General features: G+C 58.8%; 27 protein-coding genes and 1 tRNA gene. 20 read left to right on the plus strand and 8 right to left on the minus strand.

The annotated features are described in order from the left end of the window. Positions 1 to 44 precede the first annotated feature (44 nt). From FBZ97_RS16480 to FBZ97_RS16490, 3 genes are read left to right on the plus strand one after another with little or no spacing between them, the layout of a single operon-like run. A complete protein-coding gene (locus tag FBZ97_RS16480; RefSeq protein ID WP_145320149.1) occupies positions 45 to 650 on the plus strand; it encodes an AAA family ATPase in 606 nt (201 codons plus the stop codon). Next, positions 650 to 1,243, plus strand: coding sequence for an AAA family ATPase (locus FBZ97_RS16485; protein WP_113333732.1), 594 nt, complete (start codon positions 650 to 652; stop codon positions 1,241 to 1,243). The genes FBZ97_RS16480 and FBZ97_RS16485 overlap by 1 nt, the downstream gene beginning before the upstream one ends. 9 nt (positions 1,244 to 1,252) lie before the next feature. Further along, the gene (locus tag FBZ97_RS16490; RefSeq protein WP_113333733.1) at positions 1,253 to 1,699 is read left to right on the plus strand and encodes a type II toxin-antitoxin system RatA family toxin; all 447 of its coding nucleotides are present in this window, start codon (positions 1,253 to 1,255) and stop codon (positions 1,697 to 1,699) included. Positions 1,700 to 1,711: 12 nt separating this feature from the next. Here the strand turns inward: FBZ97_RS16490 and FBZ97_RS16495 are convergent, their stop codons facing one another. Beyond that, a complete protein-coding gene (locus tag FBZ97_RS16495; protein WP_113333797.1) occupies positions 1,712 to 2,209 on the minus strand; it encodes a CinA family protein in 498 nt (165 codons plus the stop codon). Beyond that, positions 2,206 to 3,426: a bifunctional 2-C-methyl-D-erythritol 4-phosphate cytidylyltransferase/2-C-methyl-D-erythritol 2,4-cyclodiphosphate synthase gene (locus FBZ97_RS16500; protein ID WP_113333798.1), complete on the minus strand. Its 1,221-nt coding sequence runs from the start codon at positions 3,424 to 3,426 to the stop codon at positions 2,206 to 2,208. The genes FBZ97_RS16495 and FBZ97_RS16500 overlap by 4 nt, the downstream gene beginning before the upstream one ends. A gap of 219 nt (positions 3,427 to 3,645) precedes the next feature. Between FBZ97_RS16500 and dusB the strand changes: the two genes are divergently transcribed. From dusB to hflX, 8 genes are all read left to right on the plus strand, one after another. After that, the gene (gene dusB, locus FBZ97_RS16505; protein ID WP_145320147.1) at positions 3,646 to 4,674 is read left to right on the plus strand and encodes a tRNA dihydrouridine synthase DusB; all 1,029 of its coding nucleotides are present in this window, start codon (positions 3,646 to 3,648) and stop codon (positions 4,672 to 4,674) included. Beyond that, positions 4,671 to 5,828 (plus strand): nitrogen regulation protein NR(II), encoded by a 1,158-nt coding sequence (locus tag FBZ97_RS16510; protein ID WP_145320145.1) that lies wholly within the window; start codon positions 4,671 to 4,673, stop codon positions 5,826 to 5,828. Before dusB ends, FBZ97_RS16510 begins: the two co-directional genes overlap by 4 nt. After that, positions 5,825 to 7,276 carry a nitrogen regulation protein NR(I) gene (gene ntrC / locus FBZ97_RS16515; RefSeq protein ID WP_145320143.1) on the plus strand — a complete coding sequence of 484 codons (1,452 nt, stop codon included), beginning with the start codon at positions 5,825 to 5,827 and terminating at the stop codon, positions 7,274 to 7,276. The genes FBZ97_RS16510 and ntrC overlap by 4 nt, the downstream gene beginning before the upstream one ends. Before the next feature lie 281 nt (positions 7,277 to 7,557). Then, positions 7,558 to 9,831, plus strand: coding sequence for a PAS domain-containing sensor histidine kinase (locus tag FBZ97_RS16520; RefSeq protein WP_145320141.1), 2,274 nt, complete (start codon positions 7,558 to 7,560; stop codon positions 9,829 to 9,831). Beyond that, positions 9,821 to 11,185 (plus strand): sigma-54 dependent transcriptional regulator, encoded by a 1,365-nt coding sequence (locus FBZ97_RS16525; RefSeq protein ID WP_015339830.1) that lies wholly within the window; start codon positions 9,821 to 9,823, stop codon positions 11,183 to 11,185. Before FBZ97_RS16520 ends, FBZ97_RS16525 begins: the two co-directional genes overlap by 11 nt. 49 nt (positions 11,186 to 11,234) lie before the next feature. Beyond that, the gene (locus FBZ97_RS16530) at positions 11,235 to 12,098 is read left to right on the plus strand and encodes a D-amino-acid transaminase (protein WP_145320139.1); all 864 of its coding nucleotides are present in this window, start codon (positions 11,235 to 11,237) and stop codon (positions 12,096 to 12,098) included. Between the two features lie 108 nt (positions 12,099 to 12,206). Beyond that, positions 12,207 to 12,449 carry an RNA chaperone Hfq gene (hfq, locus tag FBZ97_RS16535; protein WP_003539403.1) on the plus strand — a complete coding sequence of 81 codons (243 nt, stop codon included), beginning with the start codon at positions 12,207 to 12,209 and terminating at the stop codon, positions 12,447 to 12,449. 78 nt (positions 12,450 to 12,527) lie between these two features. Further along, entirely contained in the window at positions 12,528 to 13,862 is a 1,335-nt protein-coding gene (hflX, locus tag FBZ97_RS16540; protein ID WP_145320137.1) for a GTPase HflX, read from the plus strand. A gap of 5 nt (positions 13,863 to 13,867) precedes the next feature. Here hflX and mazG read toward each other — a convergent pair whose 3' ends face one another. Together mazG and FBZ97_RS16550 are read right to left on the minus strand one after the other, a co-directional pair. Next, complete coding sequence (mazG, locus tag FBZ97_RS16545) at positions 13,868 to 14,716, minus strand: nucleoside triphosphate pyrophosphohydrolase (RefSeq protein ID WP_145320135.1); 849 nt, start codon at positions 14,714 to 14,716, stop codon at positions 13,868 to 13,870. A 22-nt stretch (positions 14,717 to 14,738) separates the two neighbouring features. Next, positions 14,739 to 15,326, minus strand: a complete 588-nt coding sequence (locus FBZ97_RS16550; RefSeq protein WP_145320133.1) for a nucleoside deaminase — start codon at positions 15,324 to 15,326, stop codon at positions 14,739 to 14,741. A 295-nt stretch (positions 15,327 to 15,621) separates the two neighbouring features. Here FBZ97_RS16550 and cysG point away from each other — a divergent pair, with 295 nt between their 5' ends. The 5 genes from cysG (at position 15,622) to FBZ97_RS16575 (ending at position 20,655) form a co-directional block, all read left to right on the plus strand. Further along, a complete protein-coding gene (gene cysG, locus FBZ97_RS16555) occupies positions 15,622 to 17,058 on the plus strand; it encodes a siroheme synthase CysG (RefSeq protein ID WP_145320131.1) in 1,437 nt (478 codons plus the stop codon). A 3-nt stretch (positions 17,059 to 17,061) separates the two neighbouring features. Further along, positions 17,062 to 17,376: a DUF2849 domain-containing protein gene (locus FBZ97_RS16560; RefSeq protein ID WP_015339836.1), complete on the plus strand. Its 315-nt coding sequence runs from the start codon at positions 17,062 to 17,064 to the stop codon at positions 17,374 to 17,376. Positions 17,377 to 17,393: 17 nt separating this feature from the next. Then, a complete protein-coding gene (locus FBZ97_RS16565) occupies positions 17,394 to 19,073 on the plus strand; it encodes a nitrite/sulfite reductase (RefSeq protein WP_145320129.1) in 1,680 nt (559 codons plus the stop codon). 11 nt (positions 19,074 to 19,084) lie between these two features. Beyond that, complete coding sequence (locus FBZ97_RS16570; protein ID WP_145320127.1) at positions 19,085 to 19,597, plus strand: DUF934 domain-containing protein; 513 nt, start codon at positions 19,085 to 19,087, stop codon at positions 19,595 to 19,597. Between the two features lie 245 nt (positions 19,598 to 19,842). Next, on the plus strand, positions 19,843 to 20,655 hold the full coding sequence (locus tag FBZ97_RS16575) for a ferredoxin--NADP reductase (RefSeq protein WP_145320125.1): 813 nt from the start codon (positions 19,843 to 19,845) through the stop codon (positions 20,653 to 20,655). A 52-nt stretch (positions 20,656 to 20,707) separates the two neighbouring features. On the opposite strand, the gene FBZ97_RS16580 is transcribed toward FBZ97_RS16575, so the two are convergent. From FBZ97_RS16580 to FBZ97_RS16590, 3 genes are all read right to left on the minus strand, one after another. Further along, the gene (locus FBZ97_RS16580; protein WP_113352566.1) at positions 20,708 to 21,322 is read right to left on the minus strand and encodes a GntR family transcriptional regulator; all 615 of its coding nucleotides are present in this window, start codon (positions 21,320 to 21,322) and stop codon (positions 20,708 to 20,710) included. 203 nt (positions 21,323 to 21,525) lie between these two features. Then, positions 21,526 to 21,732, minus strand: coding sequence for a hypothetical protein (locus FBZ97_RS16585; RefSeq protein WP_095434843.1), 207 nt, complete (start codon positions 21,730 to 21,732; stop codon positions 21,526 to 21,528). A 192-nt stretch (positions 21,733 to 21,924) separates the two neighbouring features. Further along, positions 21,925 to 22,182, minus strand: a complete 258-nt coding sequence (locus FBZ97_RS16590; RefSeq protein WP_095434844.1) for a GlsB/YeaQ/YmgE family stress response membrane protein — start codon at positions 22,180 to 22,182, stop codon at positions 21,925 to 21,927. 377 nt (positions 22,183 to 22,559) lie between these two features. Here FBZ97_RS16590 and FBZ97_RS16595 point away from each other — a divergent pair. From FBZ97_RS16595 to FBZ97_RS16605, 3 genes are all read left to right on the plus strand, one after another. Beyond that, positions 22,560 to 22,635 (plus strand) — tRNA-Lys (locus tag FBZ97_RS16595). A gap of 680 nt (positions 22,636 to 23,315) precedes the next feature. Beyond that, positions 23,316 to 23,792, plus strand: a complete 477-nt coding sequence (locus FBZ97_RS16600) for a hypothetical protein (protein WP_113333745.1) — start codon at positions 23,316 to 23,318, stop codon at positions 23,790 to 23,792. Positions 23,793 to 24,286: 494 nt separating this feature from the next. Next, positions 24,287 to 24,490 carry a hypothetical protein gene (locus FBZ97_RS16605; RefSeq protein WP_145320123.1) on the plus strand — a complete coding sequence of 68 codons (204 nt, stop codon included), beginning with the start codon at positions 24,287 to 24,289 and terminating at the stop codon, positions 24,488 to 24,490. 818 nt (positions 24,491 to 25,308) lie between these two features. Here FBZ97_RS16605 and FBZ97_RS16610 read toward each other — a convergent pair. Further along, positions 25,309 to 25,587: a PsiF family protein gene (locus FBZ97_RS16610; RefSeq protein ID WP_113333747.1), complete on the minus strand. Its 279-nt coding sequence runs from the start codon at positions 25,585 to 25,587 to the stop codon at positions 25,309 to 25,311. A gap of 282 nt (positions 25,588 to 25,869) precedes the next feature. Here FBZ97_RS16610 and FBZ97_RS16615 point away from each other — a divergent pair, with 282 nt between their 5' ends. Then, entirely contained in the window at positions 25,870 to 26,637 is a 768-nt protein-coding gene (locus tag FBZ97_RS16615) for a cytochrome c biogenesis CcdA family protein (protein ID WP_145320121.1), read from the plus strand. Positions 26,638 to 26,671 lie beyond the last annotated feature (34 nt).

Consider the following 26,671-nt stretch of genomic DNA (forward strand, 5'->3'; position numbering starts at 1 on the left):
TGTCACCGGTATCGGCGCTTTCGATTCGATTATGGAGCTGGACCGTGGAGCAGATCGTCGCGCCGCATGCGCTCGTCCGTGCCGTCGATATCGATGAGGCGGCACGCATCGTCGAAAAAGCAGATCGTATTCTCATCATTGGCTGTTCCGGCACAGGCAAGAGCACGCTCGCGCAGGCCATCGCGTCGCTGCGTGGGTTGACCTATGTTTCGATGGATCGCGATATCTTCTGGCTGCCCGGCTGGAAATCGCGCCCGCGCCCGGAAGCCATCGCGCTGATCGAACAGGCGGTTGCCGGACCGCGCTGGATCATGGACGGCAACAGCCCCGGAACCTTGCCCTTGCGGCTGCCGCGCACCGACCTCGTCATATGGCGACGCCCACCGCGATACATGGCACTCCGCGGAGTCATTTCGCGCTGGCTGCGCTACCGCGGCCGGTCGCGGCCCGAGATGGCGCCCGGATGCCCCGAGCGGCTGGATTGGAAATTCCTTCGTTATATCTGGACGTTCGAGCGAGAAGAAGCACCGCAGTTTCAGGAGATGCTGGCACGGTGCGGCAGCCATGTGCCTGTTGTGACGTTGAAATCCTACAGCGACGGTGAGGAATTGCTGTCACGCTTTCGAAGCAAGATCTGTGAGGCTGTGTGATGGATCAAGTGATGAATCCTGCGTTGCATAGCGAAGTGTACGATCTCACTGAAGCAGCCGATCATATCCGCAGGGCGAACCGAATCCTTGTTATGGGCTGCTCCGGCGGCGGAAAGTCGACCCTCTCGCAGCAGATAGCCACTCGATTCGGTCTTACTTATGTGTCGATCGATCGCGACGTTTTGTGGCTACCGGGCTGGGTTCAGCGCGACAGGGAAGAGCAGCGCGCCATCATCGTCGCCAAGGTGCAGGGCGAACGATGGATCATGGACGGGACCAATCCGTCGACATTCGACATACGCCTGCCGCGTACTGATTTGGTCATATGGGTGCGGATGCCTCGCTTACTATGCATCTGGGGTGCTATTTCTCGCTGGATCAAGTGGATGGGCCGCACGCGCCCGGAAATGGCACCGGGCTGCATCGAGAAAGTCGATTGGGAGTTTCTGCGCTTTATTTGGACATTTGAGGAAAAATTCACGCCTAGAGTCCTTGCCGGGCTTGCCGAGCACGGCCCCAATGTGCCGGTTTTACAGCTGAAATCCCGTGGTGAAATGCGTCAGCTTCTTGATCTTCTCTGTCGTCCTGCTTAATTGCGGCTCATGCCTCAGTTCGAAACCCATCGCCCCGTTCCGCATTCGCCCGACCAGATGTTCGACCTCGTCGCCGATGTGGAGCGTTATCCGGAATTCCTGCCGCTTTGTGACGCGCTCACGGTTCGCAGCCGCAAGGAACGGGACGGTAAGACCTTGCTCGTTGCCGATATGACGGTCGGGTATAAGGCCATCCGCGAGACGTTCACCACACAGGTGCTGCTGAACAAAGCGGATCGCGCGATCGACGTGAAATACATCGATGGACCGTTCAAGTATCTCGACAATCGCTGGCGCTTTCAGCCGGCGGAGAATGGCGGCAGCGTCATCGACTTCTTCATCGACTACGAGTTCAAGAGCCGTATTCTCGGTGCTTTGATGGGATCGATGTTCGATCGGGCCTTCCGCATGTTCACGGATGCCTTTGAGACGCGCGCGAACAAAATCTATGCTTGAAGCCGCTCCCGCTCATTGAGCGAGCGTGACAAGCATCTCCAATGCCGTCCGTAACGTGGCGAGCCGAACCTTGTCGCGGCCGATGTCGCTGTAGCGCATTTCACGATGGATGATCCTGCCGCTTCGCCCCTTGGCGGCCAGATGAACGAGCCCGACGGGCTTTTCCGCGGAGCCGCCGCCGGGACCGGCGATACCCGTGACCGCCACGGCAAAATCGGCTCGAGAGCGGAAGAGGGCGCCATGCACCATCTGCAGCGCCGTTTCCTTCGACACCGCACCGAATTGCGCCAGCGTCTGCTCCTGAACGCCGAGCATCTCCACCTTGGCGGTATTGGTGTATGTGACGAAGCCGCGATCGACCACGGCGGACGAACCTGGAATCTCGGTGAGAGCGCCAGCAATTAACCCGCCGGTGCAGGATTCTGCCGTTGCGACCATCCAGCCTTTTGCGGTGAAGTCAGCCACGATCTTTTGCGCAAGCGCGATAATCTCATCGGGAAAGTGCATTATGCCTTGCCTCCGCGATAGACGACGGTGGCTGTCGCAATGGCGGCGATGCCTTCGCGGCGGCCGACGAAGCCGATCTTCTCGTTTGTCGTTGCCTTGACCGAACACCGATCGATGCTGATGCCGAGGAATTCGGAAAGCTTGGCGCGCATGACGTCACGATGCGGCCCGACCTTCGGCGCCTCGGCGATCAGCGAGACATCCGCATTCATGATAGTGCCGCCGCGTTCGCGCACGATCTTTGCCGCGTGCTCGATGAAGATGCGCGACGGTGCACCCTTCCATTGCGGATCGGAGGGCGGAAAATGATCGCCAATATCGCCGGCGCCGCAGGTGGCAAGAAGCGCGTCCGTCAGCGCGTGCAGGGCAACATCAGCGTCCGAATGCCCCTTCAGCTTCTGGTCATGCGGAATGAACACGCCACAGAGGGTAACGCCATCGCCGGGCTCCAGCTGGTGGACGTCATAGCCGTTGCCGGTGCGCACGTCCGGCAGCAGCGCGGCACTGAGCTTTTCATCGGCCATGGCAATATCCCTCTTGATCGTCAGCTTCACATTGTCGGCGCTGCCGATCACCAATGTCACCGGTAGGTTACACCATTCCGCGATTGCCGCATCGTCGGTGAAATCAATCTTGCCGTCGGCTTCGGCCTTTTCATGCGCGGCGAGAATATCGGCCAAGCGGAAGGATTGCGGCGTTTGGGCGGCATGAAGCCCGGCGCGCGGCACGGTGTCGACAACGAGCCCTTCCGCATTGCCGCGCTTCAGCGTGTCGGTGACAGGCATGGCCGGCAGCACCGCTGGCGCGCCACCCGCGAGCGCTACGGCCACTCGGTCGAGCAGATCATGATCGAAGAACGGGCGCACGGCATCGTGGATCATCACGTGTGTGACATCGCTATCTCTCAACGCGCGCAGCCCGGCAAGCACGGATTGCTGGCGAGTCGCCCCACCAAAGGCGATCTTGATCTCAGGCAGGCCTGAAACCTGCTTCAGCGCCGCGCCCAGCAGCCCCTCATCATCGCGGTGGATGACGACGACGATCTTTGATGCCTGCGGCCATGTCACGAATTTTTCAAGCGTATGCGCAATAACCGCTCTGCCGCCGATCGGGCGATATTGCTTGGGGCCTTCTTCCGGAGAGCCCGCCCGTTCGCCGCGTCCGGCGGCAACGATCACGATTCCCACCGACAACGGTTGCTTTGAATGCATTTGCGTCATAAACCCCCGAAGGATGAAAGGCTCCGTCTGCGGCATGGCTTTGAAAAGCGTAGAGCTTTTTGAATAAGCACATGCTAAATAGATCGCCAAAACGGGATCCTGCTTCAGCAGGGTCTATCGCCTCGACCGAGGATTTTCCAGCATCTGCCCAAAAAATATCGGGATTCTTCGAAACCCCTTGGCAAACTTTCAAAGCGTGTCTAAAAATAGTGCAGATGTATGGTGTGCCCGAAAGATAATCATTTGCTTTCTTCCAAGCTTGCAGCTCCATTTTCCATCGGCTCCGTATCCATCCGGAATCGCGTGATCCTGGCGCCGATGTCGGGCGTGACCGATCTTCCTTTCCGGCAGCTGGCTTTACGCTATGGCGCCGGCCTGGTCGTCACGGAAATGGTCGCTAGCCGCGAGCTAGTTCAGGATACTGCCGAATCCTGGGCGCGTTTGAAGAGCGCCGGCTTGAAGCCGCATATGGTGCAGCTCGCGGGCCGTGAAGCGCATTGGATGGCCGAGGCTGCAAAGATCGCCGCGGATAATGGCGCCGATATCATCGATATCAATATGGGATGTCCGGCCAAAAAGGTGATTGGCGGCTATTCCGGTTCGGCGCTGATGCGTGACCCGGACCATGCGCTGACATTGATCGAAGCGACGGTCGGCGCTGTGAGTATTCCCGTGACGCTGAAGATGCGGCTCGGCTGGGACGAGAATTCCATCAATGCGCCTTATATCGCGCGGCGCGCCGAAGAGGCCGGTGTTCAGCTCGTCACCATTCATGGCCGCACGCGCATGCAGTTCTACGAGGGCAGGGCGGATTGGGATGCGATCCGCGCCGTGCGCGACGCGATCTCCATTCCGCTTGTCGCCAATGGCGATGTCGAAACGGCCGAGGATGCGCAGGAAATCCTGCGTCGCTCCGGCGCTGACGCGGTCATGATCGGCCGTGGCTGCCAGGGTCGTCCATGGCATGCGGGCGTACTGGCAGGGCATCGTGAGCCCAGCCGCGATGAGATCGTCGAGATCGCGCTCGAACATTATCGCATGATGCTGGAGTTCTATGGCGAGGCGGTCGGCATTCGCCATGCCCGCAAGCATCTCGCATGGTATCTCGACCGCTACGCGCCGGCGACAATGGGCGCCGACAAGGCAAAGATCATGACGTCGAAAGAGAGCGGCGAGGTTGCTGTATCCTTCCGAGCCGCGCTGCAGGCAGGCGCTGATCTCGCTCACCGCATTCAGGAGGCTGCATGACTTCGAAATCCAGCTCCGGTGCCGGTGATGGCCCGGCCAACTCCGTGGCCATGGCCGTTCTCAATGCGATCCAGAACCCCGTCGTCATGGTCGACGAGGCCGGCCTCATTGCCTTTGCCAACTGGGAGGCGGAAGCTTTCTTTGGTGCCAGCGCCTCGCATCTGTCGCGCTACAAGATCTCCAGCTTCATTCCCTTCGGCAGCCCTTTGCTGGCGCTGATCGATCAGGTGCGCGAACGCCGCGCACCAGTGAATGAATATCGTGTCGATCTGAGCTCGCCACGTCTCGGACAGGACAAGCTGGTCGATCTCTATGTTGCGCCGGTTTCCAGCGACCCCGGCTCTGTGGTGGTGGTGTTCCAGGAGCGCTCCATGGCCGACAAGATCGACCGGCAGCTGACACATCGTGCCGCAGCCCGCTCAGTCACGGGCCTTGCCTCCATGCTGGCGCATGAGATCAAGAACCCGCTGTCAGGTATTCGCGGCGCCGCGCAATTGCTCGAACAATCGGTCGAGGACGACGATCGCGCCCTGACCCGCCTCATCTGCGACGAGACGGATCGCATCGTCTCGCTGGTCGACCGTATGGAGGTTTTCTCCGACGAACGGCCCGTCGATCGCGTCCCCGTCAACATCCACTCCGTGCTCGATCATGTGAAGGCCGTCGCCAAGGCCGGCTTTGCCCGAAACATCAAGATCTCAGAGAATTACGACCCCTCTCTGCCGGCGGTCTTCGCAAACCGGGATCAGCTCGTGCAGGTCTTCCTCAATCTGGTGAAGAACGCCGCTGAAGCGGTGGGCGACCGTCAGGATGGCGAGATCATGCTGACGACGGCCTATCGCCCCGGCATCAGGCTCTCGGTTGCTGGCACGCGCGAGAAGATCTCGCTGCCGCTGGAATTCTGCGTCATCGACAATGGTCCGGGCGTCCCGGCCGATCTCGTGCCGCATCTTTTCGATCCGTTCATCACCACCAAGACGAACGGAACCGGTCTCGGCCTGGCGCTGGTTGCCAAGATCATCGGCGACCACGGCGGCATCGTCGAATGCGACAGCCAGAACCATCGTACCACTTTCCGTGTTTTGATGCCTGCCTCCAAGGGCATCACCTCAGAAGATGCCCCACTTCCGAACTCTACAGGGACTACTCGATGACAGCCACGATCCTTGTCGCCGATGACGATGCGGCCATCCGCACCGTGCTCAACCAGGCTTTGAGCCGCGCGGGTTACGATGTACGCATCACATCGAACGCCGCCACGCTCTGGCGTTGGGTCTCCGCCGGCGAAGGCGACCTTGTCGTAACCGACGTCGTCATGCCCGACGAAAACGCATTCGATCTGCTGCCGCGCATCAAAAAGGCGAGGCCGGATTTGCCTGTTCTGGTCATGAGTGCGCAGAACACCTTCATGACGGCCATCAAGGCATCGGAGAAGGGCGCCTACGACTATCTTCCGAAGCCCTTCGACCTGACCGAGCTGATCGCGATCGTCGGTCGCGCGCTGGCGGAGCCGAAGCGCAAGCCGGCAAAAATCGATGACGACATGCAGGACGGTATGCCGCTCGTCGGCCGATCCGCCGCGATGCAGGAAATCTACCGCGTGCTCGCACGCCTGATGCAGACCGATTTGACGCTGATGATCACCGGCGAATCCGGTACCGGTAAGGAACTGGTGGCGCGTGCCCTGCATGATTACGGCAAGCGCCGTAACGGTCCCTTTGTGGCCATCAACATGGCGGCCATCCCGCGCGACCTGATCGAATCCGAACTGTTCGGCCACGAGAAGGGTGCCTTCACCGGCGCGCAGACCCGTTCGACGGGCCGCTTCGAGCAGGCAGAAGGCGGCACGCTGTTCCTCGACGAAATCGGCGATATGCCGATGGATGCGCAAACGCGCCTGCTGCGCGTGCTGCAGCAGGGCGAATATACCACCGTCGGCGGCCGTACCCCGATCCGCACTGACGTCCGCATCGTTGCCGCCACCAACAAGGACCTGAAGCAGGCGATCAATCAAGGCCTCTTCCGTGAAGATCTCTATTACCGCCTCAACGTCGTGCCGCTACGTCTGCCGCCGCTGCGCGATCGTGCCGAGGATATTCCCGATCTGGTGCGTCATTTCATCCAGCAGGCTGAGAAAGAGGGGCTTGGTTCCAAGCGTTTCGATCAGGAAGCGCTCGAACTCATGAAGGCCTATCCCTGGCCCGGCAACGTTCGCGAGCTGGAAAATCTTATCCGCCGGCTGATGGCGCTTTACCCGCAGGATGTCATCACCAAGGAGATCATCGAAGCGGAGCTGCGTGCCGACGTGCCCGACAGCCCGATCGAGAAAGGCCCGGTCCGCACCGGCTCCATGACCATTGCGCAGGCGGTGGAGGAGAACATGCGGACCTATTTCGCCAGTTTCGGTGAGAACCTGCCGCCGCCGGGCCTCTACGACCGCGTATTGACCGAAATGGAATACCCGTTGATTCTCGCCGCCCTGACCGCCACACGCGGCAATCAGATCAAGGCGGCCGATCTTTTGGGCCTCAACCGCAATACGCTGCGCAAAAAGATCAGAGAACTGGGTGTTTCGGTTTACAGAAGCTCCCGTACGGCTTGACAACGCAATTCGATGCGTTGCATTTTCGCCACAATGCGTTGCTTAAAGGTCACGCAGCAGATTCGTCGTTTTTGCGGTGGCGATTCATCTGGCCGCTCTTGTGGGAACAGGAGTTCGTCTGGTTTTTCAGCATGTTGCAGAAGTGACGTGAAATAAAGGTTTCGCTTCAGCGCGAAACCGAACGACAGTTTCCGCCTCTGCCTGTCTCTCGCACCCGTGCCATAGCGCTGTGCGATTCGACCAGGGCGCCGACCGTCGCTCGGGCGTGGAGATTGATGGGAATGATGCAGGACGCGGTGTCGCCGGCGGCGAGCGACGAGACGGTTGTCAAGGTGACGGACCGTCGTGCTTCCTTTGCCCTACCTGGTCTGATCTTGGCCGGCGGTGCGCTTTTGTGCGCTATCGCGACCTTGTTGATGCTTCTCGGGCTGACCCCGATTGCCCCGACCTCCTCGGTCGTCTTCACCTCTGTCGTCATCAACGGCCTGTTCGTGCTGGGGCTGATTGCTCTGATCGCTCGTGAAGTGGCGCGGCTGATGAAGGCGCGCAGCCGTGGCCGTGCGGCAGCCCGCCTGCATATACGCATCGTCGTTCTTTTCTCGATCGTCGCGATCACGCCGGCGATCCTTGTCGCCATCGTTGCCAGCCTGACGCTCAATGTCGGTCTGGATCGCTGGTTCGGCGTGCGCACGCAGCAGATCATCAGCTCCTCGCAGAACGTCGCGCAGGCCTATTTGATGGAGAATGCGAGCTATCTTCAGGGCCAGACCGTCTCGATGGCGAACGATCTGGAACGGAATCGCTCGCTCTTCAACCTCGATCGCACCGGTTTTGCCGATCTGATGACCCGGCAGGCGCGGGGACGCGGCTTGCTGGGTGCCTTTCTGGTGCGGCGCGATGGCACCGCTATCGTCCAGGCCGATATCAAGACCGAACGCCCACTGCCGGCCATCCCGAAGGATGCGTTGGACTCTTCAGCCAATGGCCAGCCGACGCTCATCCCGCCCGGCGTGACCAATCTTGTCGGCGCGGTCATCAAGCTGGACGAGCTTCCGGGTTCATTCCTCTACACTGTGCGCGCTGTCGACCCACGCGTCATGAATGCCATGCGCATGGTCGAAGACAACACCGTCGAATACAAGGCGATGGAAGCCGGCCGCATGTCGCTTCAGATTGCCTTCGCCGTCCTCTATATCGGCTTTGCTCTGATCGTGCTTTTGGCGGCAATCTGGACCGCGATTGCGATCGCCGACCGCATTGTGCGGCCGATCCGCCTTCTCATCAGCGCCGCAGACAATGTTGCCTCGGGCAACATGAACGTACTGGTGCCGGTGCGCTCGGCCGACGGCGACGTCGGCAGTCTCTCGCGCACTTTCAACAAGATGATCTCGGAAATTCGCACGCAGCGCGATGAAATCCTTGAAGCGAAGGACGAAGTCGACGACCGACGCCGTTTCATCGAGGCCGTGCTGTCGGGTGTGACGGCAGCCGTGATCGGCGTCGAGCATGATCGGCGTATCACCATCGTCAACACCTCGGCCGAAGATCTGCTGACGCTCAAGAGCGACGAACTGATCGGCAAGAACCTGTCGGAGATCGCCCCCGAGGTCGAGCAGGTCGTTACCGAGGCGACAACGCGCCATCGCAGCGATTTCCGCAAGCAGATCAGTCTTGTTCGCGGCGGAACGGTACGCACGCTTAGTGTTCAGGTGACGCGCGAGGAATCGCGTGACGCTAATGAATCCTATGTCATCACACTCGATGACATTACCGATCTTGTCATCGCGCAGCGTTCGACAGCCTGGGCCGATGTCGCGCGCCGCATTGCGCATGAAATCAAGAACCCGCTGACGCCGATCCAGCTTTCCGCCGAGCGCATCCGCCGTCGTTTCGGCAAGAATATCGCCGATGCCGACCGTCCCGTTTTCGACCAATGCACGGATACGATCATCCGGCAGGTAGGCGATATCGGCCGCATGGTCGACGAGTTCTCCTCCTTCGCCCGCATGCCGAAGCCGACAATGGAGCCGACCGATCTGCGCGATATTCTGCGCGATGCCGTGTTCCTGCGCGAAATGGGTAATACTCACGTCAAATTCGAGCGTGAGCTGGGCGACGAACGGCTGGAAGGCATGTTCGATGCGCGTATGCTCGGCCAGGCCTTCGGCAATCTCATCAAGAATGCCGTCGAGGCGATCGAGGGTGTACCGAGCGATCAAGCGCGCGAGCAGCCGAAAATCCTGGTGCGTTCGTCTCTGGACCCGGATCGCGACCGCTTCACGGTCGATGTCATCGACAATGGCCGCGGTCTGCCGGTCGAGAACCGGCACAGCATTCTCGAACCCTACATGACAATGCGCGAGAAGGGCACCGGCCTCGGCCTCGCCATCGTCAAGAAGATCATTGAAGACCATGGCGGGCAGATCGAACTCCACGACGCGCCGGCCGATTTCGACCAGGGCAGGGGGGCCATGATCCGCGTGCATCTGCCGCGCCGTGAGCAAGCCGCCATCGCCCCGACAGCAAGTGACAAGGAAAGCGTCTATGGCATCTGACATTCTCGTAGTGGATGACGAGGAAGACATTCGCGAAATCGTTTCGGGAATTCTTTCGGATGAGGGCCACGAAACTCGCACTGCGCATGACAGCGACAGCGCGCTCGCCGCGATTTCCGATCGTGCGCCGCGGCTCATCTTCCTCGATATATGGATGCAGGGCAGCAAGCTCGATGGTCTGGCGCTATTGGACGAGATCAAGGCGCGCCATCCCGAGCTGCCAGTCGTCATGATCTCCGGTCACGGCAATATCGAGACGGCCGTCTCCGCCATCAAGCGCGGCGCCTTCGATTTCATCGAAAAGCCGTTCAAGGCCGATCGCCTGATCCTGATCGCCGAGCGTGCGTTGGAAAATTCCAAACTGAAGCGTGAGGTTTCCGAGCTGAAGCGCCGCACCGGCGACGCTGTGGAACTGATCGGCACCTCGGTTGCCGTTTCGCAGCTCCGCCAGACGATCGACAAGGTATCGCCGACCAACAGCCGCATCATGATCTTCGGCCCCTCAGGCTCCGGCAAGGAGCTCGTGGCCCGGATGATTCACAAGAAGTCGACCCGTGCCAATGGTCCGTTCGTGGCGCTGAATGCCGCCACCATTACGCCGGAGCGCATGGAAATCGCCCTGTTCGGCACCGAAGGTTCGCCGGGACAGGCGCGCAAGATCGGCGCCTTGGAGGAGGCTCATCGCGGCATTCTTTATCTCGACGAAGTCGGTGAAATGCCGCGCGAGACGCAGAATAAGATCCTGCGCGTGCTCGTTGACCAGCAATTCGAGCGCGTCGGCGGCTCGAAGCGCGTGAAGGTGGATGTGCGCATCATCTCGTCCACGGCCTATAATCTCGAGAGCCGCATTGCCGAGGGCCTTTTCCGCGAAGATCTCTACCACCGCCTCGCGGTGGTGCCGGTTCGAGTCCCGGCCCTTGCCGAGCGCCGCGAAGATATCCCCTTCCTCGTCGATCAGCTTATGCGCCAAATTTCGGAACAGGCGGGCATCCGTCCGCGCCGAATCGGCGACGATGCCATGGCCGTGCTGCAGGCGCACGACTGGCCAGGCAATATCCGCCAGCTTCGCAACAATATCGAGCGGCTGATGATCCTGGCCCGCTCCGATGGGGCGGAAACGCCGATCACGGCGGAAATGCTGCCGACCGACCTTGGCGATATGCTGCCGAAGGTCTCCGCCAAGAACGATTATCACATCATGACGCTACCACTGCGCGAAGCGCGCGAAATGTTCGAGCGCGATTATCTCATCGCTCAGATCAACCGTTTCGGCGGCAATATCTCGCGCACTGCAGAATTTGTCGGCATGGAGCGCTCGGCGCTGCATCGCAAGCTGAAGTCGTTGGGCGTCTGACCAGTCGCCCGACATTTCAAACATCATCGAATTCGGATCAGGGGCTTCCATGCCGAGAATAGCTTATGTCAACGGTCGCTACGTCAAGCACAGCGATGCCATGGTGCATATCGAGGATCGCGGCTATCAGTTCGCCGATGGGGTCTACGAGGTGTGCGAGGTTCGTCATGGCGTGATTGTCGACCTGACGCGCCATCTCGATCGCCTCAACCGTTCGCTGAACGAGCTACGAATCGCCTGGCCGATGACGCGTCAGGCATTGGTGCTGGTGATTCGCGAAACCCTGCGCCGCAATCATGTCCGCAATGGCCTGTTCTATTTGCAGGTGACGCGTGGCGTCGCCCGCCGCGATCACGTCTTTCCGCCGGCCGGCACGCCGTCCTCGATCGTCGTCACTGCCAAGAGCACCGATCAGTCCGTGATTGCCAAGAAGAACGCCAACGGCATCAAGGCGATCACCGTCCGCGACAATCGCTGGGATAGGGTGGATATCAAGTCCGTGGGCTTGCTTCCGAACGCCATGGCCCGCCAGCAGGCGAAGGAGGCCGGCGCCCAGGAGGCGATTTATATCGACCACAATGGCATGGTGAAGGAAGGTGCGGCCACCAACGTCTGGATCGTCGATCATGACGGAAATCTCGTTACTCGCCCCGCCGAGCACGGCATCTTGCGCGGCATCACCCGCACCACGCTGATGGATGTTGCAGCCAAGCTCGATGTGACGATCGTCGAGCGATTCTTCTCGGTCGAGGAGATGATGAAGGCCCGCGAAGTCTTCATCACCGCGGCGACAAGTATCTGTTTTCCGGTCGTTTCTATCGATGGAGAGACGATAGCGAACGGTCATCCGGGCAGCATGTCACAGAAAATTCGTGAAGCCTTTTTCGACGTTGCGGAAAAGACTGCGATTTGATACCAACATTCGCTGGGGGGGAGAGAATGAGGGTATCTCCCGTCCGGGACCTCTGTATACCATGACATTCAACCGGCTCAGGTCGGCAAAAAAGAAAGAAGCGGCGCGATGGCGGAACGTTCTCAGAACTTGCAGGACTTGTTTCTCAATACTGTTCGCAAGCAAAAGATTTCACTCACGATTTTCTTGATTAACGGCGTGAAGCTCACAGGTGTCGTAACCTCATTCGACAATTTCTGCGTCCTGCTCCGCCGCGATGGCCATTCGCAGCTCGTCTATAAGCATGCGATCTCGACGATCATGCCGGGTCAGCCGATGCAGATGTTCGAGAGCGAAGAAGCCGCATCCTAACTGGGACTTGCCGTTATCACGACACGCGATACCAAAAATGATTCCCTCATCCCGGAGACCGTAAAACACCGGGATGATATGCGCGCTGTTGTCGTCGTGCCTGTGCTGAAGCAGGCGCGCTCCGCGCGTTCAGCTCAAGCCGATAGCACCATCTCCGTTTCGCGCCCGCCCGAAAGCCGGCTGGAAGAGGCAAAAGGCCTTGCGCTCGCCATCGATCTCGATGTCGTCAACGGCTCCATCGTGCCGATCAACGATCCGCGGCCGGCAACCCTGCTCGGGACCGGCAAGATCGAAGAGATTCGCGCGTTGCTCGACGAGTTCAATGCCGGGCTCGTCATCGTCGATCATCCTCTGACGCCGGTGCAGCAGCGCAATCTCGAGAAGGCGTGGAACGCCAAGGTCATCGACCGTACAGGCCTCATCCTCGAAATCTTCGGCCGCCGCGCCTCCACCAAGGAAGGTACGCTGCAGGTCGAGCTGGCGCATCTGAACTATCAGAAGGGCCGGCTGGTTCGAAGCTGGACCCACCTTGAACGCCAGCGCGGCGGTGCCGGCTTCATGGGCGGCCCGGGTGAAACCCAGATCGAAGCCGACCGGCGCATGCTGCAGGAGCGGATCATCCGGCTGGAGCGGGAACTGGAGCAGGTGGTTCGTACCCGCCAGCTTCATCGCGCCAAGCGCAAAAAGGTGCCACATCCGATCGTGGCTCTCGTCGGCTATACCAATGCCGGCAAATCGACGCTGTTCAACCGCATCACCGGCGCCGGCGTTCTGGCGGAAGACATGCTGTTTGCGACGCTCGATCCAACGCTGCGCCGCATGAAGCTGCCGCATGGCCGTACCGTCATTCTCTCAGACACAGTCGGATTCATTTCCGACCTTCCGACTCACCTGGTGGCCGCCTTCCGCGCGACCCTGGAAGAGGTGCTGGAAGCTGACCTGATCTTGCATGTGCGGGATCTCTCCGATGATGACAATCAGGCCCAGAGTGCAGATGTCATGCGTATTCTCGGCGATCTCGGCATTGGCGAGGCCGAAGGCGCCGAGCGCATTCTCGAGGTCTGGAACAAGATCGACCGCCTGGAACCGGAAGCGCATGACGCCATCGTCCAGAAGGCGTCGACCGCGGAAAACGTCATTGCCGTCTCAGCGATAACAGGCGAGGGCGTCGATCGCCTGATGGACGAAATCAGCCGACGCCTCTCCGGCGTGCTGACGGAAACGACGATCACCTTGCCCGTCGAAAAGCTGGCGCTGCTGCCCTGGCTTTACAATCATGCTGTCGTCGACAACCGCGAAGACAATGAGGACGGCACGGTCACGCTCGACGTTCGCCTGACAGAGACCGAAGCGGCTGAATTGGAACGGCGCATGGGCAACGGTCCGAAGCCGCAGCGCGAAGACTGGGAATAGGTGTTTTAGGCCGTTTTGACTCCGGCAAGCTGCCGCTCGATGGCTTTCGCCGACTGCCAGATCTCTTCCATCCGCTCCAGCGAGGCGCCCTCCAGCGTCTCGCCTTCAGCCTCGAGCGTCGTTTCGATATGATGGAAGCGGCGGCGGAACTTCGTGTTTGTGCCGCGTAGCGCCTGTTCTGGATCGGCGTTCACATGCCGGCCGATATTGACGACGGCGAAGATCAGATCGCCGAGTTCATCACTGACCTTGGCCCTGTCGCCGCTTGCAAGTGCCGCCCGCAATTCGCCGATCTCCTCTTCGATCTTGTCGAGGATCGGCTCCGGCGCAGACCAGTCGAAACCGACCTTGGCGGCCCGTTCCTGCAGTTTCAAGGCTTCGGTCAGGGCAGGAAAGGTCCGCTGTACCGAGCCCAGGAAGCCGCCCTTGAAATCTTCAGTGATGCCGCTCTTGGCGCGGCGTTCCGCCCGTTCGCGTTTCTCCTCGGCCTTGATCCGGTCCCATTGCAGCGTCACCGCATCCTCGGTCTTGGCGTCCGAGGCGGCGAAGACATGCGGATGGCGGCGGATCATCTTGCGAGTGATGGCGTGCACGACATCGCCGAAGGAAAATGCGCCGGCCTCCTCGGCGATGCGAGCATGGAAAACGACCTGCAGCAGGAGATCGCCGAGCTCGTCGCAAAGATCGTCATTATCTTTGCGCTCGATCGCATCCGCGACCTCGTAGGCCTCTTCGATCGTATAGGGCTTGATGGTCTCGAAGGTCTGGACGATATCCCAGGGGCAACCACTCTCCGGGTTTCGCAGCGCCGCCATGATCTCGATCAGACGGGAAATGTCTCGCGATGCTTCCATCGTTGCCTCAAGTTTTGCTCTGTCACTTCAAGGGGATGTCGTTGCCGCTCTTCGATGCCTGGTAGTTCTCGGAAAGATCGGCATAGGCTTGCTTGATGCGCGCCGTCTGGTCCTTCAGCTCGCCTTTACGCGGATCGTCTTCCGTCTCCACGAGGTCGGAAATGGCAAAGCTGTTCCAGAATGCATTTTGGCGGCGATAGCCACCCGGCTCCAGACCGAAGACTTCTTTCAGGATCTTGAGATCGTGCGGGATCGCGAAGGCATCCCGGGAGTCCTCGTGGCTGAAGAAATAGTAGAAATTGTCGAAGCCCGCCCAGGTGATCGCCGACATGCACATGGTGCAGGGCTCATGCGTGGACAGGAAGATTAAATCCTTGGTCGCGGGCTTTTCGCCGAGTTCGTAGAAGCGCTTGAGGGTGTGAACCTCGCCATGCCAGAGCGGGTTTTCCAGTTCATTGTTGGTTTCCGCGATGACGAGCGAGAGATCGGACTTGCGCAGGATGGCTGCGCCGAAAATCTTGTTGCCGGCCGCGACGCCTTTGCGGGTTAGGGGCAGGATGTCATGCTCGACGACGTTGAGGAGGCGTGCAGCGATGCTATTGTCAGACAAGGGTTTTCTCCAACGATTTTCGCTGCAGTCTATCGGGATTGCAAATGCTGCGGTATGCGTAAATAACTTAAAGACTATGTCTGCCACAAGCAATAAAGCAGCTCGGCAACGGGGGCGAGTCATAAAAATCTATAGATTTTATAGGCTTATTGCAATCTGCTCGCCTGGTGAGTTTTGCTCAAATCCTTGTCATGTCGAGCAAAAGAATACGCGCATGCATGGGCATTAGAATTTCTGTTTCTTCAATCTCTTGGCCGCAGGGGCGATATTCGCCAAATCTCGAAGTGGAATAGTGATGCCTCCCAGGACTGAGCAGCTTTCGGTGTTTCCCGCTTTCTTCCGCGTGGAAGGAAGGATGGCGGCTGTTTTCGGCAATGGTGACGAAGCTTTTGCCAAGGTGCGGCTGCTTTTGAACACGCAGGCGAAAGTCGTTGCCTTTGCGCAGGCGCCGGAGGCTGATTATCACGCTTTCCTCATCGCCAACCGCATCGAAACCGTACGCGGCGATTTTTCACCCGATCAGGTCAAAGGCGCGACGCTTGTCTTTGCTGCTACTGGCGATGCCGAGGCGGATCGTGCGATCGTCGATGCGGCTCGCGCTGAGCGCATCCCGGCAAACGCCGTCGATCAGCCCGACTATTGCGATTTCTACACGCCTGCGCTGGTCAATCGCGCTCCTGTGGCCGTTGCCATCGGCACGGAAGGTGCCGGTCCTGTCCTCGCGCAGATGATCCGTGCGCAGATCGATCAAATGCTGTCGCCGTCGCTCGGCAAGCTGGCGGAACTGGCGACGCGCTATCGCAAGCCGGTTGAGCGTTTCGTGGCGCGTGGCGTTGCTCGCCGCGTCTTCTGGCGGCAGTTCTTTTCCGGACCGGTCGCCGATGCCGTCAATGCAGGCCATGTCGCGCAGGCGGAGCGGGCGGCGGATGAGTTGCTGCAGTCGTCGTGTGAAATCGAGGGCCGTATCTGGCTGGTCGGCGCAGGTCCTGGCGCGGAAGATCTCCTGACGCTACGCGCACAGCGCGTCATGATGGAAGCCGATGTTATCGTCTATGACGCGCTGGTGCCGCAGGCGATCGTCGACATGGGCCGCCGCGATGCGGAGCGCCTCTCCGTTGGCAAGCGCAAGGGGTGCCACAGCAAGTCGCAGGAAGAGATCAACGATCTGCTGGTGCAGCTCGGCCGTGAAGGCAAGCGCGTTGTGCGGCTGAAGTCCGGCGATCCGCTGGTTTACGGCCGTGCCGGCGAAGAAATGGCGGCTCTGCGCGCCGCTGGCATCGGCTATGAGATCGTTCCGGGCATCACCTCGGCTTTCGCCGCTGCTGCGGATTTCGAATTGCCGCTGACGTTGCGCGGCGTTGCTTCATCGCTGGTCTTTACGACGGGTCACGATCTCACAGGCGATGCACTGCCCGATTGGGCGAGTTTGGCCGTATCCGGCGCCACGATTGCCGTCTATATGGGACGGACTGTCGCCGCTTCCGTTGCCGGCCGCCTCATGCAATCCGGCCTGCCGCCCGAGACGACCGTCGCCATCATCGAAAATGCAAGCCGGCGCGATCGTCGCCTGATGCATGGTATTTTACGAGATCTTCCTGATCTCGAGCACCGCGATGAGTTGAGCGGGCCGGTCATGGTCATCATCGGCGATGCCGTCGCCGGTGCGAATTTTGAGCAATCCGAGCCGCTGGTCCGTCGCGAGACCGCTGCTCAAGACTATGCAAGGAACTGATTGATGGTCGACAAGGTTTTGACCGCAAACCGGCTCACCGATGGCGTCGCCGTCTGGCTGAACGCAAATGGTGAGTGGGTGACATCGCTGCAGGAGGCGCTGGTCGCTCGCCATGCGGAAGCGGAAGCCGCACTGGAAGCGATCGGCAAGCAGGCCTATGCTGACAACAAGGTCGTCGATGTCAATCTGATCGACGTGCAGGAAACCGGCGGCAAGCTTTGGCCGCTGCGCCTGCGCGAGCGCATCCGCGCCGAAGGCCCCACCATGGAATATGCGCCGGGCTATGCCGCGGCCGATCCCGATTTCATTGCAGTCTGAGAAGTCCCGAGGAAGTCATGTATCGTTACGATGAATTCGACCACGCCTTTGTTGCGGAACGGGTTGCCCAGTTCCGCGATCAGGTGGAGCGACGCCTCTCGGGTGAGCTTTCGGAAGATGCCTTCAAGCCGTTGCGCTTGATGAACGGCGTCTATCTGCAGCTGCATGCCTATATGCTGCGGATCGCTATTCCCTACGGCACGCTGAGCTCGCGTCAGATGCGCATGCTCGCCCATATCGCGCGCACCTATGACCGCGGCTATGGCCACTTCACCACACGCCAGAATCTGCAGTTCAACTGGCCGAAACTTTCCGAGATGCCCGATGCACTGGCCGATTTGGCCTCCGTCGAGATGCACGCGATCCAGACTTCGGGCAATTGCATTCGCAACGTGACGGCCGATCATTTCGCCGGCGCTGCGGCTGATGAAGTCGCCGATCCCAGGCCCTATGCCGAAATCCTCCGCCAGTGGTCGTCCGTTCATCCGGAATTTTCCTTCCTGCCGCGCAAGTTCAAGATCGCCGTCACCGGCGCCGAGCGCGACCGCGCTGCGATCCAGGTGCATGATATCGGCCTGCATTTGAAGAAGAACGACAAGGGCGAGATCGGCTTTGCCGTTTACGTCGGAGGCGGGCAGGGGCGCACGCCCCTGGTTGCCAAGCTCATCCGTGACTTCCTGCCGGAAGAGGATCTCCTGTCCTACACCACGGCGATCATGCGCGTTTACAATCTGCATGGCCGCCGCGACAACAAGTACAAGGCCCGTATCAAAATCCTCGTGCATGAAACCGGCGCCGCGGAACTGGCACGCCAGGTCGAGGCCGAGTTCGACAAGCTGCGAGACACTGAACTGAAGCTGCCGGAAGCTGACGTTCAGGCGATCTCAGCCTACTTTGCACCACCGGCGCTGCCAGAGCGCCCAGAAGGTTGGGAAAGCCTGGCACGCTGGAAGAAGGCCGATCCGGCTTTTGCGCGCTGGGTGCAGCAGAATGTGCACCCCCACAAGAACCCCGATTACGGGATGGTGACAATCTCGCTGAAGCCGATCGGCGGCATTCCTGGCGATGCGACGGATGTCCAGATGGAAGCTGTCGCGGATATCGCCGAGGAATATGCCTTCGACGAAATCCGCGTCAGCCATGAGCAGAATCTTATCCTGCCGCATGTTGCACTGGCCGACCTCGAGGCCGTTTATCGCGGTCTGGTGGCCAACGGCCTGGAAACGGCGAATGCCGGCCTGATCACGGATATTATCGCTTGTCCCGGTCTCGATTACTGCGCTCTTGCCAATGCGCGTTCCATTCCGGTCGCGCAGGAGATCTCCAGGCGTTTCGGTTCGGCAGAGCGCCAGGCGGAGATCGGCGAGTTGAAGATCAAGATTTCCGGCTGCATCAACGCCTGCGGCCATCACCATGTCGGTCATATCGGCCTGCTTGGCGTCGAGAAGAAAGGTGCGGAACTCTATCAGATCACGCTCGGCGGCTCCGGCGACGAAAACACCTCGATCGGCGAGATCATCGGTCGCGGCTTCGAGCCCGACAAGGTGACCGACGCCATCGAGACCATCGTCGATACCTATCTCGGTCTTCGTCTAGATCCCTCCGAAACCTTCCTGACCGCCTACCGTCGTGTCGGGCCGCAGCCGTTCAAGACCGCGCTTTACGGCGCGTCCTCGTCGGCAGCGGAAGCAGCGTAAGGAGATTGACCGTGACAAAGATCTGGCGTGAAACAGGTTTCGTCGACAATGATCCATGGGTCATCGAGACCGATGAGGTCAAGGCGACCGAGACGCAGAAGCCTCTGCTTAGCCTTGATGCACTGATCGCGAAGGCGGAAGAGAGCAACGAAGCCGGCCTCGGCGTTCTCATCAAGCCTGCCGATGATGTAACCCGGCTGCAGCCCTATCTCGACCGTCTCGATATCGTCGCGGTCGCGTTTCCGGCATTCAACGATGGCCGCGCTTTCAGCCATGCGTCGCTGCTGCGTCAGCGCCTCGGCTATGCCAATGAGCTGCGTGCGGTTGGCGACGTGCTGATCGATCAGATTCCGCTGATGCTGCGCGTGGGTATCGATAGTTTCGCCGTCACCAACGCAACAGCGCTGAAGCGCCTGTCGGAAAATCGCCTTCCGGGCATTCCGCACTATTATCAGCCGACCGCTCGGCGTGCCGAAGGCGGACAGGCCTATAGCTGGCGGCGATTGCCGGCAAAGTCGGCCTGATGCGGAAAGGCTCGCTGTTGCGGCAATTTGACAGAGTCGGATTGCCGTATTCAAGCCTCTCGAAGGATGTAATGTCGGCAATCTGGAAACTTGACTGAAAAATGCATATTTCAGTCCTGTGTCGCCGGTTGGAATGGAATGCCTTTCAAAACCGGCTATATTATTATATCAGCGTCGCGAAATGAGCCTGCCAGGAAAAACGTGCCCAGAAAAACGCGTAAGACTAATACGGGATCCGAGACAGAATGAACGCCCCCGCAAAGACAGATGAATTTGCTTCAGCAGTACCCGCAGGCGTCTTCGCCGAGAAGGTGCTGAGCGTCACGCATTATACCGACCGGCTCTTTCGTTTCACCATGACCCGGCCGCAAGGCTTCCGCTTCCGTTCAGGCGAGTTCGCCATGATCGGCCTGATGGTCGAGGGCAAGCCGCTGTATCGCGCCTATTCGATCGCGAGCCCGGCCTGGGCCGACGAGCTTGAATTCTTTTCCATAAAGGTGCCGGACGGTCCGCTGACGTCGCACCTGCAGAACATCAAGCCGGGCGATGAAGTACTGATGCGCAAGAAGCCGACCGGTACGCTGGTTCTGGACGCGCTGACTCCTGGCCGCCGTCTCTACATGTTCTCGACCGGCACCGGCATTGCACCATTTGCGAGCCTCATCCGCGACCCGGAGACCTATGAGAAGTATGAGGAGGTCATCCTCACCCATACCACGCGCGATGTTGCTGAGCTGAAATACGGCTTCGATCTCGTCGAGGAAATCCGCAACGACGAGCTGTTGAGCGAAGTCGTCGGCGACAAGCTACGTCATTATGCCACCGTGACCCGCGAGGAATTCCCCTTCAAGGGCCGCATTACAGATCTCATCGAAAACGGCAAGCTTTTCAGCGATCTCGGCGTGCCGCCGCTGGATCCCGCGATCGATCGCGGCATGATCTGCGGCTCCTCCGCCATGCTGAAGGACACCAAGGCGCTGCTCGAGAAGGCTGGCCTGAACGAGGGTGCCAACAACAATCCGGCCGAGTTCGTCATCGAACGCGCTTTCGTCGGCTAATCGGCCCCTAAACCCGGAATGAAAGGCGGCTTTGGTAACGGGGCCGCTTTTTTCATGTGCCGCTGAGGTAATCGATGAGTGATGCCATTGCAGTCTCGGCCGCCTTGGCATCACCGCCCCGAATGGCTTCGATGGCCTGGACATGCATGGCGATCGCCAGGCCCATGCGATCATGCGTTCCAGTGGAATACCACAGACGGCGTGCGTGCGTCTGCACGGTTGCGAGCGCCGCTGTGATGAAGTTGTTGGGGCAGGCGGCTTCGAGAATTTCGTCGAAGGCCTTATCGGCAGCGAAAAAGCCGGGAAGGTCGCCGGTAACGGCACACTCCGTCATCAGGCGGGCGCATTCCTCCAACTGCTCGCGCTGCTGCTGATCGGCATGGGTGGCGGCGAGCGCGGCCGCAATTGGCTCCAATTCACGTCTCACCTGCATGACATATTGATGGTCTTCGGGGCGAATCTCCGCGATTTGCAGGCCGACGCGCGGCCGCACATGGATCAATCCCTGCCATGCAAGTTTCTGGATTGCCTCGCGCACCGGTGTTCGCCCATGCTCGGCCACTTCGATCAGCTGCTTTTCGGTGACGAGGGCGCCTGGCTTCAGCGCAAGCGTCACGATCGCGTATTCCAACGCGAGATAGGCAAGATGGCTAAGCGAATTCTGCATTCGAGGCTGCGTCCGGCTTATGCTTGAGTGGCACACAGTGTCATTTAGCATCTCCGAAGGCAATCGGATGTGATATATCAGTATATTGCAAAACCATGCGTCATGGCCGTGCCGCTGTGCCTGACTATCGTGTCTGCCGGATCGCCGCTTTGCGGTCGCCGATCGCAGCGGCATTTCGCAAGCCTGGCTGGGAAAGCCGTGCGTTATCGACCGATTGCGGTTGCAAGGCTGGGCGGCCTTCGTTTGGCAGCCATGAGTAGGTCCAGTTCGGTGGACGACGGGCCGAACTTGTAGAAGAGGCGTTTTGCCTCCGCATCATCGAGGCGATATTTCCGTGCAAACTCGGCAATGCTGTAGGGGCGGCCGCGGATGACTTTGCGGGTGGTTGTCCGATTGGCGTTTTCCGTCATGTTTCCAACCTCCTTTCGGTTCCCCTTTGGTAGATAGCGTCGAGGTCGCGCTTGGAAAGGCCTCAAAAGCCACGGGCGCATTTTCGCGGTCTTGCATCTCGCCGGGTGAGCGTAACAAAAAAGGGAAGGCGGTTTGGCCCGCCTTCCCTTTTTTCCTCTTCCCAATTCGGGTTTTCGCAGCCCGATGCGCTGCTAACGTCTGATCAGTCGGCCGACGAAAATCAGGATGCAGGCGCCGATGAAACCTGTAATCAGGTAGTTCAGCCATACATGGAACGGCAGGACGATGCCGAGCGTACGGAAAAGCCAGCTGGCAACGAGCGCGCCGACAATGCCGAGGATGATGTTCATGATTATGCCCGTGTTGCTTTTCATGATCATCTCGGCGAACCAGCCAGCTAGGCCGCCGATGATAATTGCTGCAATCCAACCGACGTTTGCGTCTTCCATAAAAGAACCTCCTGAGGGCCCGACAGGTTGTTAACAATAACTGATATACACCAAAAACGATTCGCACCCCAACTGTTGCGGATGGCGAGCCGATCGATCCGTTCATTGCAACCCTGATTATTATGGGAAATTGTTACGGTTGTTTGGGTCTTTGAGAATCGTTTGCCTTGTTGGAGCTCATCCGCGCGCGGTGTCGGATTTCTGATTTTCCTTAATAATAGGCGACTTCTTCGGCTCGATGCCGTCATTTCGCGGCAGCCAGGTGAGGAAAAGCATCTTCGGTCGCTCGCAACCACAATTTTATGGGTTGACCGCAATAGGGCGTCTGCATATGTTCCGCGCACTTCCAACCGGGGCAGCTTCTGCCAGCGGAGAGGGAGAGCGTAGCTCAGTCGGTAGAGCAACTGACTTTTAATCAGTAGGTCATGGGTTCGAATCCCATCGCTCTCACCATCGCCTTTTTGTCCAGCCCGAAGAGATAGGTAACCGAACGTCCCTAGGACGAAGGTCGCGGGCTTTTGTATTGCTCGATTTTTCAGTGATATCGACGTTACGCGGATAAAGCACCTGGCCAGATGTGGCACACAGACAGGAACAGTCAATTTTGCCGTGCAATCCAGACGCAAGAATAGCCCGGTATTCGCTGCCTGCAGGGGAGATGCGCGAATCGAGATATTTATCCGGCGCCGCTGATCTACTAAATGAGCGCTCTTAATACCAAAGGATCAAGATGTCTGACCATCCGCGTTCATTAGAGTCGACGAGGCGTTGCTTATCGGATCGAAAGCCGAAAGGGACGATTATTTACATAATGGTCGCCGCAGTTGCTGTAATCATCGGGTTGACTTCCGGACGGCACGAGAGCGCGATCCAAACGGTCCCCGAGGTCGCAAAGCTGGTTCATTAGATCGCTCATCAGGCGAGCCGAAGGCTGCACGGCCCGGCAGCCTTCGCAGTCGTTTCTGCATTGCCAAATCTCATGGATTGTTGGCCTCGGCTCGCGACGTGCTTTCGTTTTCCAGGCATAACGCACAGGTTGTTGATGAGATTTCGCCGGAATTGGCTGGTGACGAATCTCGATTTGGTAGTACCATAGCTTCATCAATAAGATTGTTGGTGAAGACGACAGGCGAATGATGGAATTCGTGGCAGAGCTGTCACTATGGGAGATTTATGCGACCGTTTGTGGGTTGCTGGTATCCTTGGGACTTTTGGCCGGATTGATCGCGGGCAGGAGGCTTCCGATAGCCTTGAGGCTGCTGCCGCTTTTAGGAATCGCGATGACCACACCGGTGACCGAGCGGTTAGTGGTTCCCTTCCTTTCGGAGCGCTATCCGGTGATCTTCGCCAACAAGGATTTACCTAAGAAGATCGATCAAAAGACCACGCTGACAAAGATAGATCTCACCGATCACATCTACAGCTATTTCTACGATCTCGACGATGATGACGATTTCGATCCGCCTCTCGTCAAATCCGCACAGCTCACTGACCTCTGCGACTTCCTGTTACCGAAGTTCAGTTCCGGCGAAGCATCTCTGGCGAATTACATTTATCAGCTGAAGGGCAGGGACTATTCATTTTCAGTCGACAGCACCGACTGCTCCTGACCTTTGGGCAGGCGAAATATTAAGAGCACCCTGATTCAAGATCGGCGATCGCTTATGGTCGAGCAACGTCGATGCATGTTCCGTGGCCAATGCCTATAGGATTGCGGGATTATGAGTGCGATTGCGGGATTATGCGATTGTGGAAAGTGCGACGACCGCAACCGCGGTGAGGCCACCGAAGATCGGTAGCAGTTTCAACATAACAAGCCGCGCGAGCTTCTTCCGTTCGACCGACGTCATGATCAGCTTCCTCACATGGCAGTGAAGCTTAAACGCATGAAATTCATGATTCGTTTCACGTCTATCGTCGCATTATTATATTATCTGTCGCTAAAAGTACAGTGAGGTGGCGCTTTGCCGCTTCCAAAGACGAAAATCCTCCGAAATTCGCTCGGCGGTCGGATGAGAGATCGCTGACTATGATGGTGTCGTTATTTCCATCGGAACCTAATCGCATCAAGTGAGTTCCCTTTTGAAAAGACAGGAGGCGCATCTTGGCACAGGATCGACAAAGTGAATCGCATGGTGGACGTGAGAAGAAGCAAGCCCTGGCGAGGATACAGCATAGCGAGATCCGTAAGTACGACCGGCTGAATAAAGAAAAGGACGAGGCTTCGCTCGTTGCCGATCCCCGTAACAGGCTTGCCGAGGGTAAAGTCGATCCGGTGACAAAAGAGCGTAAACCTAGGGACGCATGAGCCCCAGGGACGTCTGAGCGATACACTGATGTCGGATGGCTGCTCGCGCGCGTCATGCGCCGTTTCTCATGGAAAGATAATCGCGCAGTCCGGCAAAAGTAGCGCAGCGACGATCGCGATACGATCATCGTTTCGGTAGTGATGTTGCTGTTTGCGTCGCCGACTTCATTCTCCATCATTCATGAATGCAACGACTTAGGTGACGATGGGTTTGTGCCGCCGTGGTTCAGCGCGATGGCCATGATGGCAAGAAGAACATATTCGCGCTTCCAGCCGGATTTCATCGCTGCAGCAACCAGGCTCTCGATGGAGGGTTCCAGGGCGAAAAGACAGGCTGTCAGATAGTTAGTCTGCGATGCTGCTTCCGAAGGGGGAGGGTTTATGGCGGGTCTCAACTTCCTGCTCCGTCTATTGATTTGACCGGATAGGGATGGACTGTAATGTCAGTCGGTTTCCCGGGTTTGTCTCGTTTATTGCAGAACGTTGCTATGGCTGCGAGAGAGCCAAGCCCGCAATCGAAGTCGACAATGAGCGGGTGATAGCCGGATAACGCACACTCACGCCGGCCGGCATCAATGGCACTAGCCTGCAAGGTCATCTTAGAAAAGGCGACAACGGTTTTCCGTCCGGAATTCGGCGAGAACAACAGGATATGTCCGACTAAAGGATCGCAGCACAAGCGATCGTCGCAAGCAAACAGCGTTCAGACGCCGCAGCTCGGTCTTTCCGTCGGGATTATTTGATGGGAGCGCCGTAGTGGTCAACTCTACCGCCAGCTGGACGGCAAAGTTGACCACGATTCGAGAATGAAACGAGTTTTAGGCCTTGCCGCCGTTCTTCTTGCAATCGCTTCGGAACTTGGCACGTGCCTTTCCATGCAGACCCTTGGCGTCAGCCTGAGCCGAACATGCCTTTGAAACGGCGGTTTGGGCAGGCTTCGTTGCCTTCGGCTTCATCGTATTTGTCGTCGACGGGGTCGACGTCGTTGCGCTCGGGGTTGTCGTGGTCGTGCTGGGGGTGGTCGCCGTTTGTGCCATGGCACTTACGCTGAAGAGTGCGACAAAGGCTGCAGTCGTGAACATAGTAGCAATACGCATGGGGGCTTTTCCTCCGCTGAGTAGCTGGGGTGGAATGTACGTTGTTCGACGAACATCAACAGCTTGAACCAATATTTTTACAAAAGCAATTCGTTCATCAGCCGGCTCCGCGACCCTTGGTCACGCCCGGAAAATCGGGCGAAATCGAGATTTTGCAATAGTCTGAAGGTCTCTCAATTCCGTCAACTTTAAGGCAAGACAGGGCCTGCTCGAAAAGGTGATTGGCTTTCCGATTCCAGCACCGTTAGGAAGGGAGCCGGAATGACATAGCCGGAGTCCATCGTGTCGCTTGCCGATATCTCGCTTCTGAGTGCCTTGCTCGCCGGAGCGCTTTCGTTTCTTTCACCCTGCGTGCTGCCGCTCGTGCCGCCTTATCTCTGCTACATGGCGGGAATCTCGGTCGAGCAGTTTCGCGGAGGCGGTGCAGCGGTAGCGGGAGGCCCGAGTGTTCCTGGCCCGAGCGTTCGCGGCAATGTGCTGATGTCGGCACTGTTCTTCACCTTGGGATTTGCCACCGTATTTGTCGCGCTCGGCGCCGGTGCGTCCTCGATCGGCATGCTTTTGCGCCAGCACCTCGATATTCTCGCCAAGATCGGCGGTTTGATCATCGTCATCATGGGGCTGAACTTCCTCGGCGTCTTCCGCATCGGCCTTCTCGCCCGGGAGGCGCGCTTCCAGAGCGGCGGCAAGCCGGCGACACTGACGGGCGCTTATATCATGGGCCTTGCCTTTGCTTTCGGCTGGACGCCTTGCATCGGCCCGGTGCTTGGCGCCATCCTCGGCATTGCCGCCTCGCGTGAAACGGTGGGAGCCGGTGCGGGCCTGCTTGCCGTCTATTCGCTCGGGCTTGCCATCCCCTTCTGGATCGCCGCCGGCTTTTCCGGCGCCTTCATGCGCTTTCTCTCCCGCTTCCGCCGCCATCTCGGCACGGTCGAAAAGATCATGGGCGGGCTTCTAGTGCTGACAGGTCTCGCTTTCATCTTCGGCTATGTGAGCGACATGGCGATCTGGTTTCAGCAAACCTTTCCAATCCTGATGAAAATCGGCTAAGTCGGGCAATACCTTCCGCCTTCTTTTTCCCGGC

It is taken from the genome of Rhizobium sp. ERR 942 (assembly GCF_007828395.1).
Classification (GTDB): domain Bacteria; phylum Pseudomonadota; class Alphaproteobacteria; order Rhizobiales; family Rhizobiaceae; genus Rhizobium; species Rhizobium dioscoreae.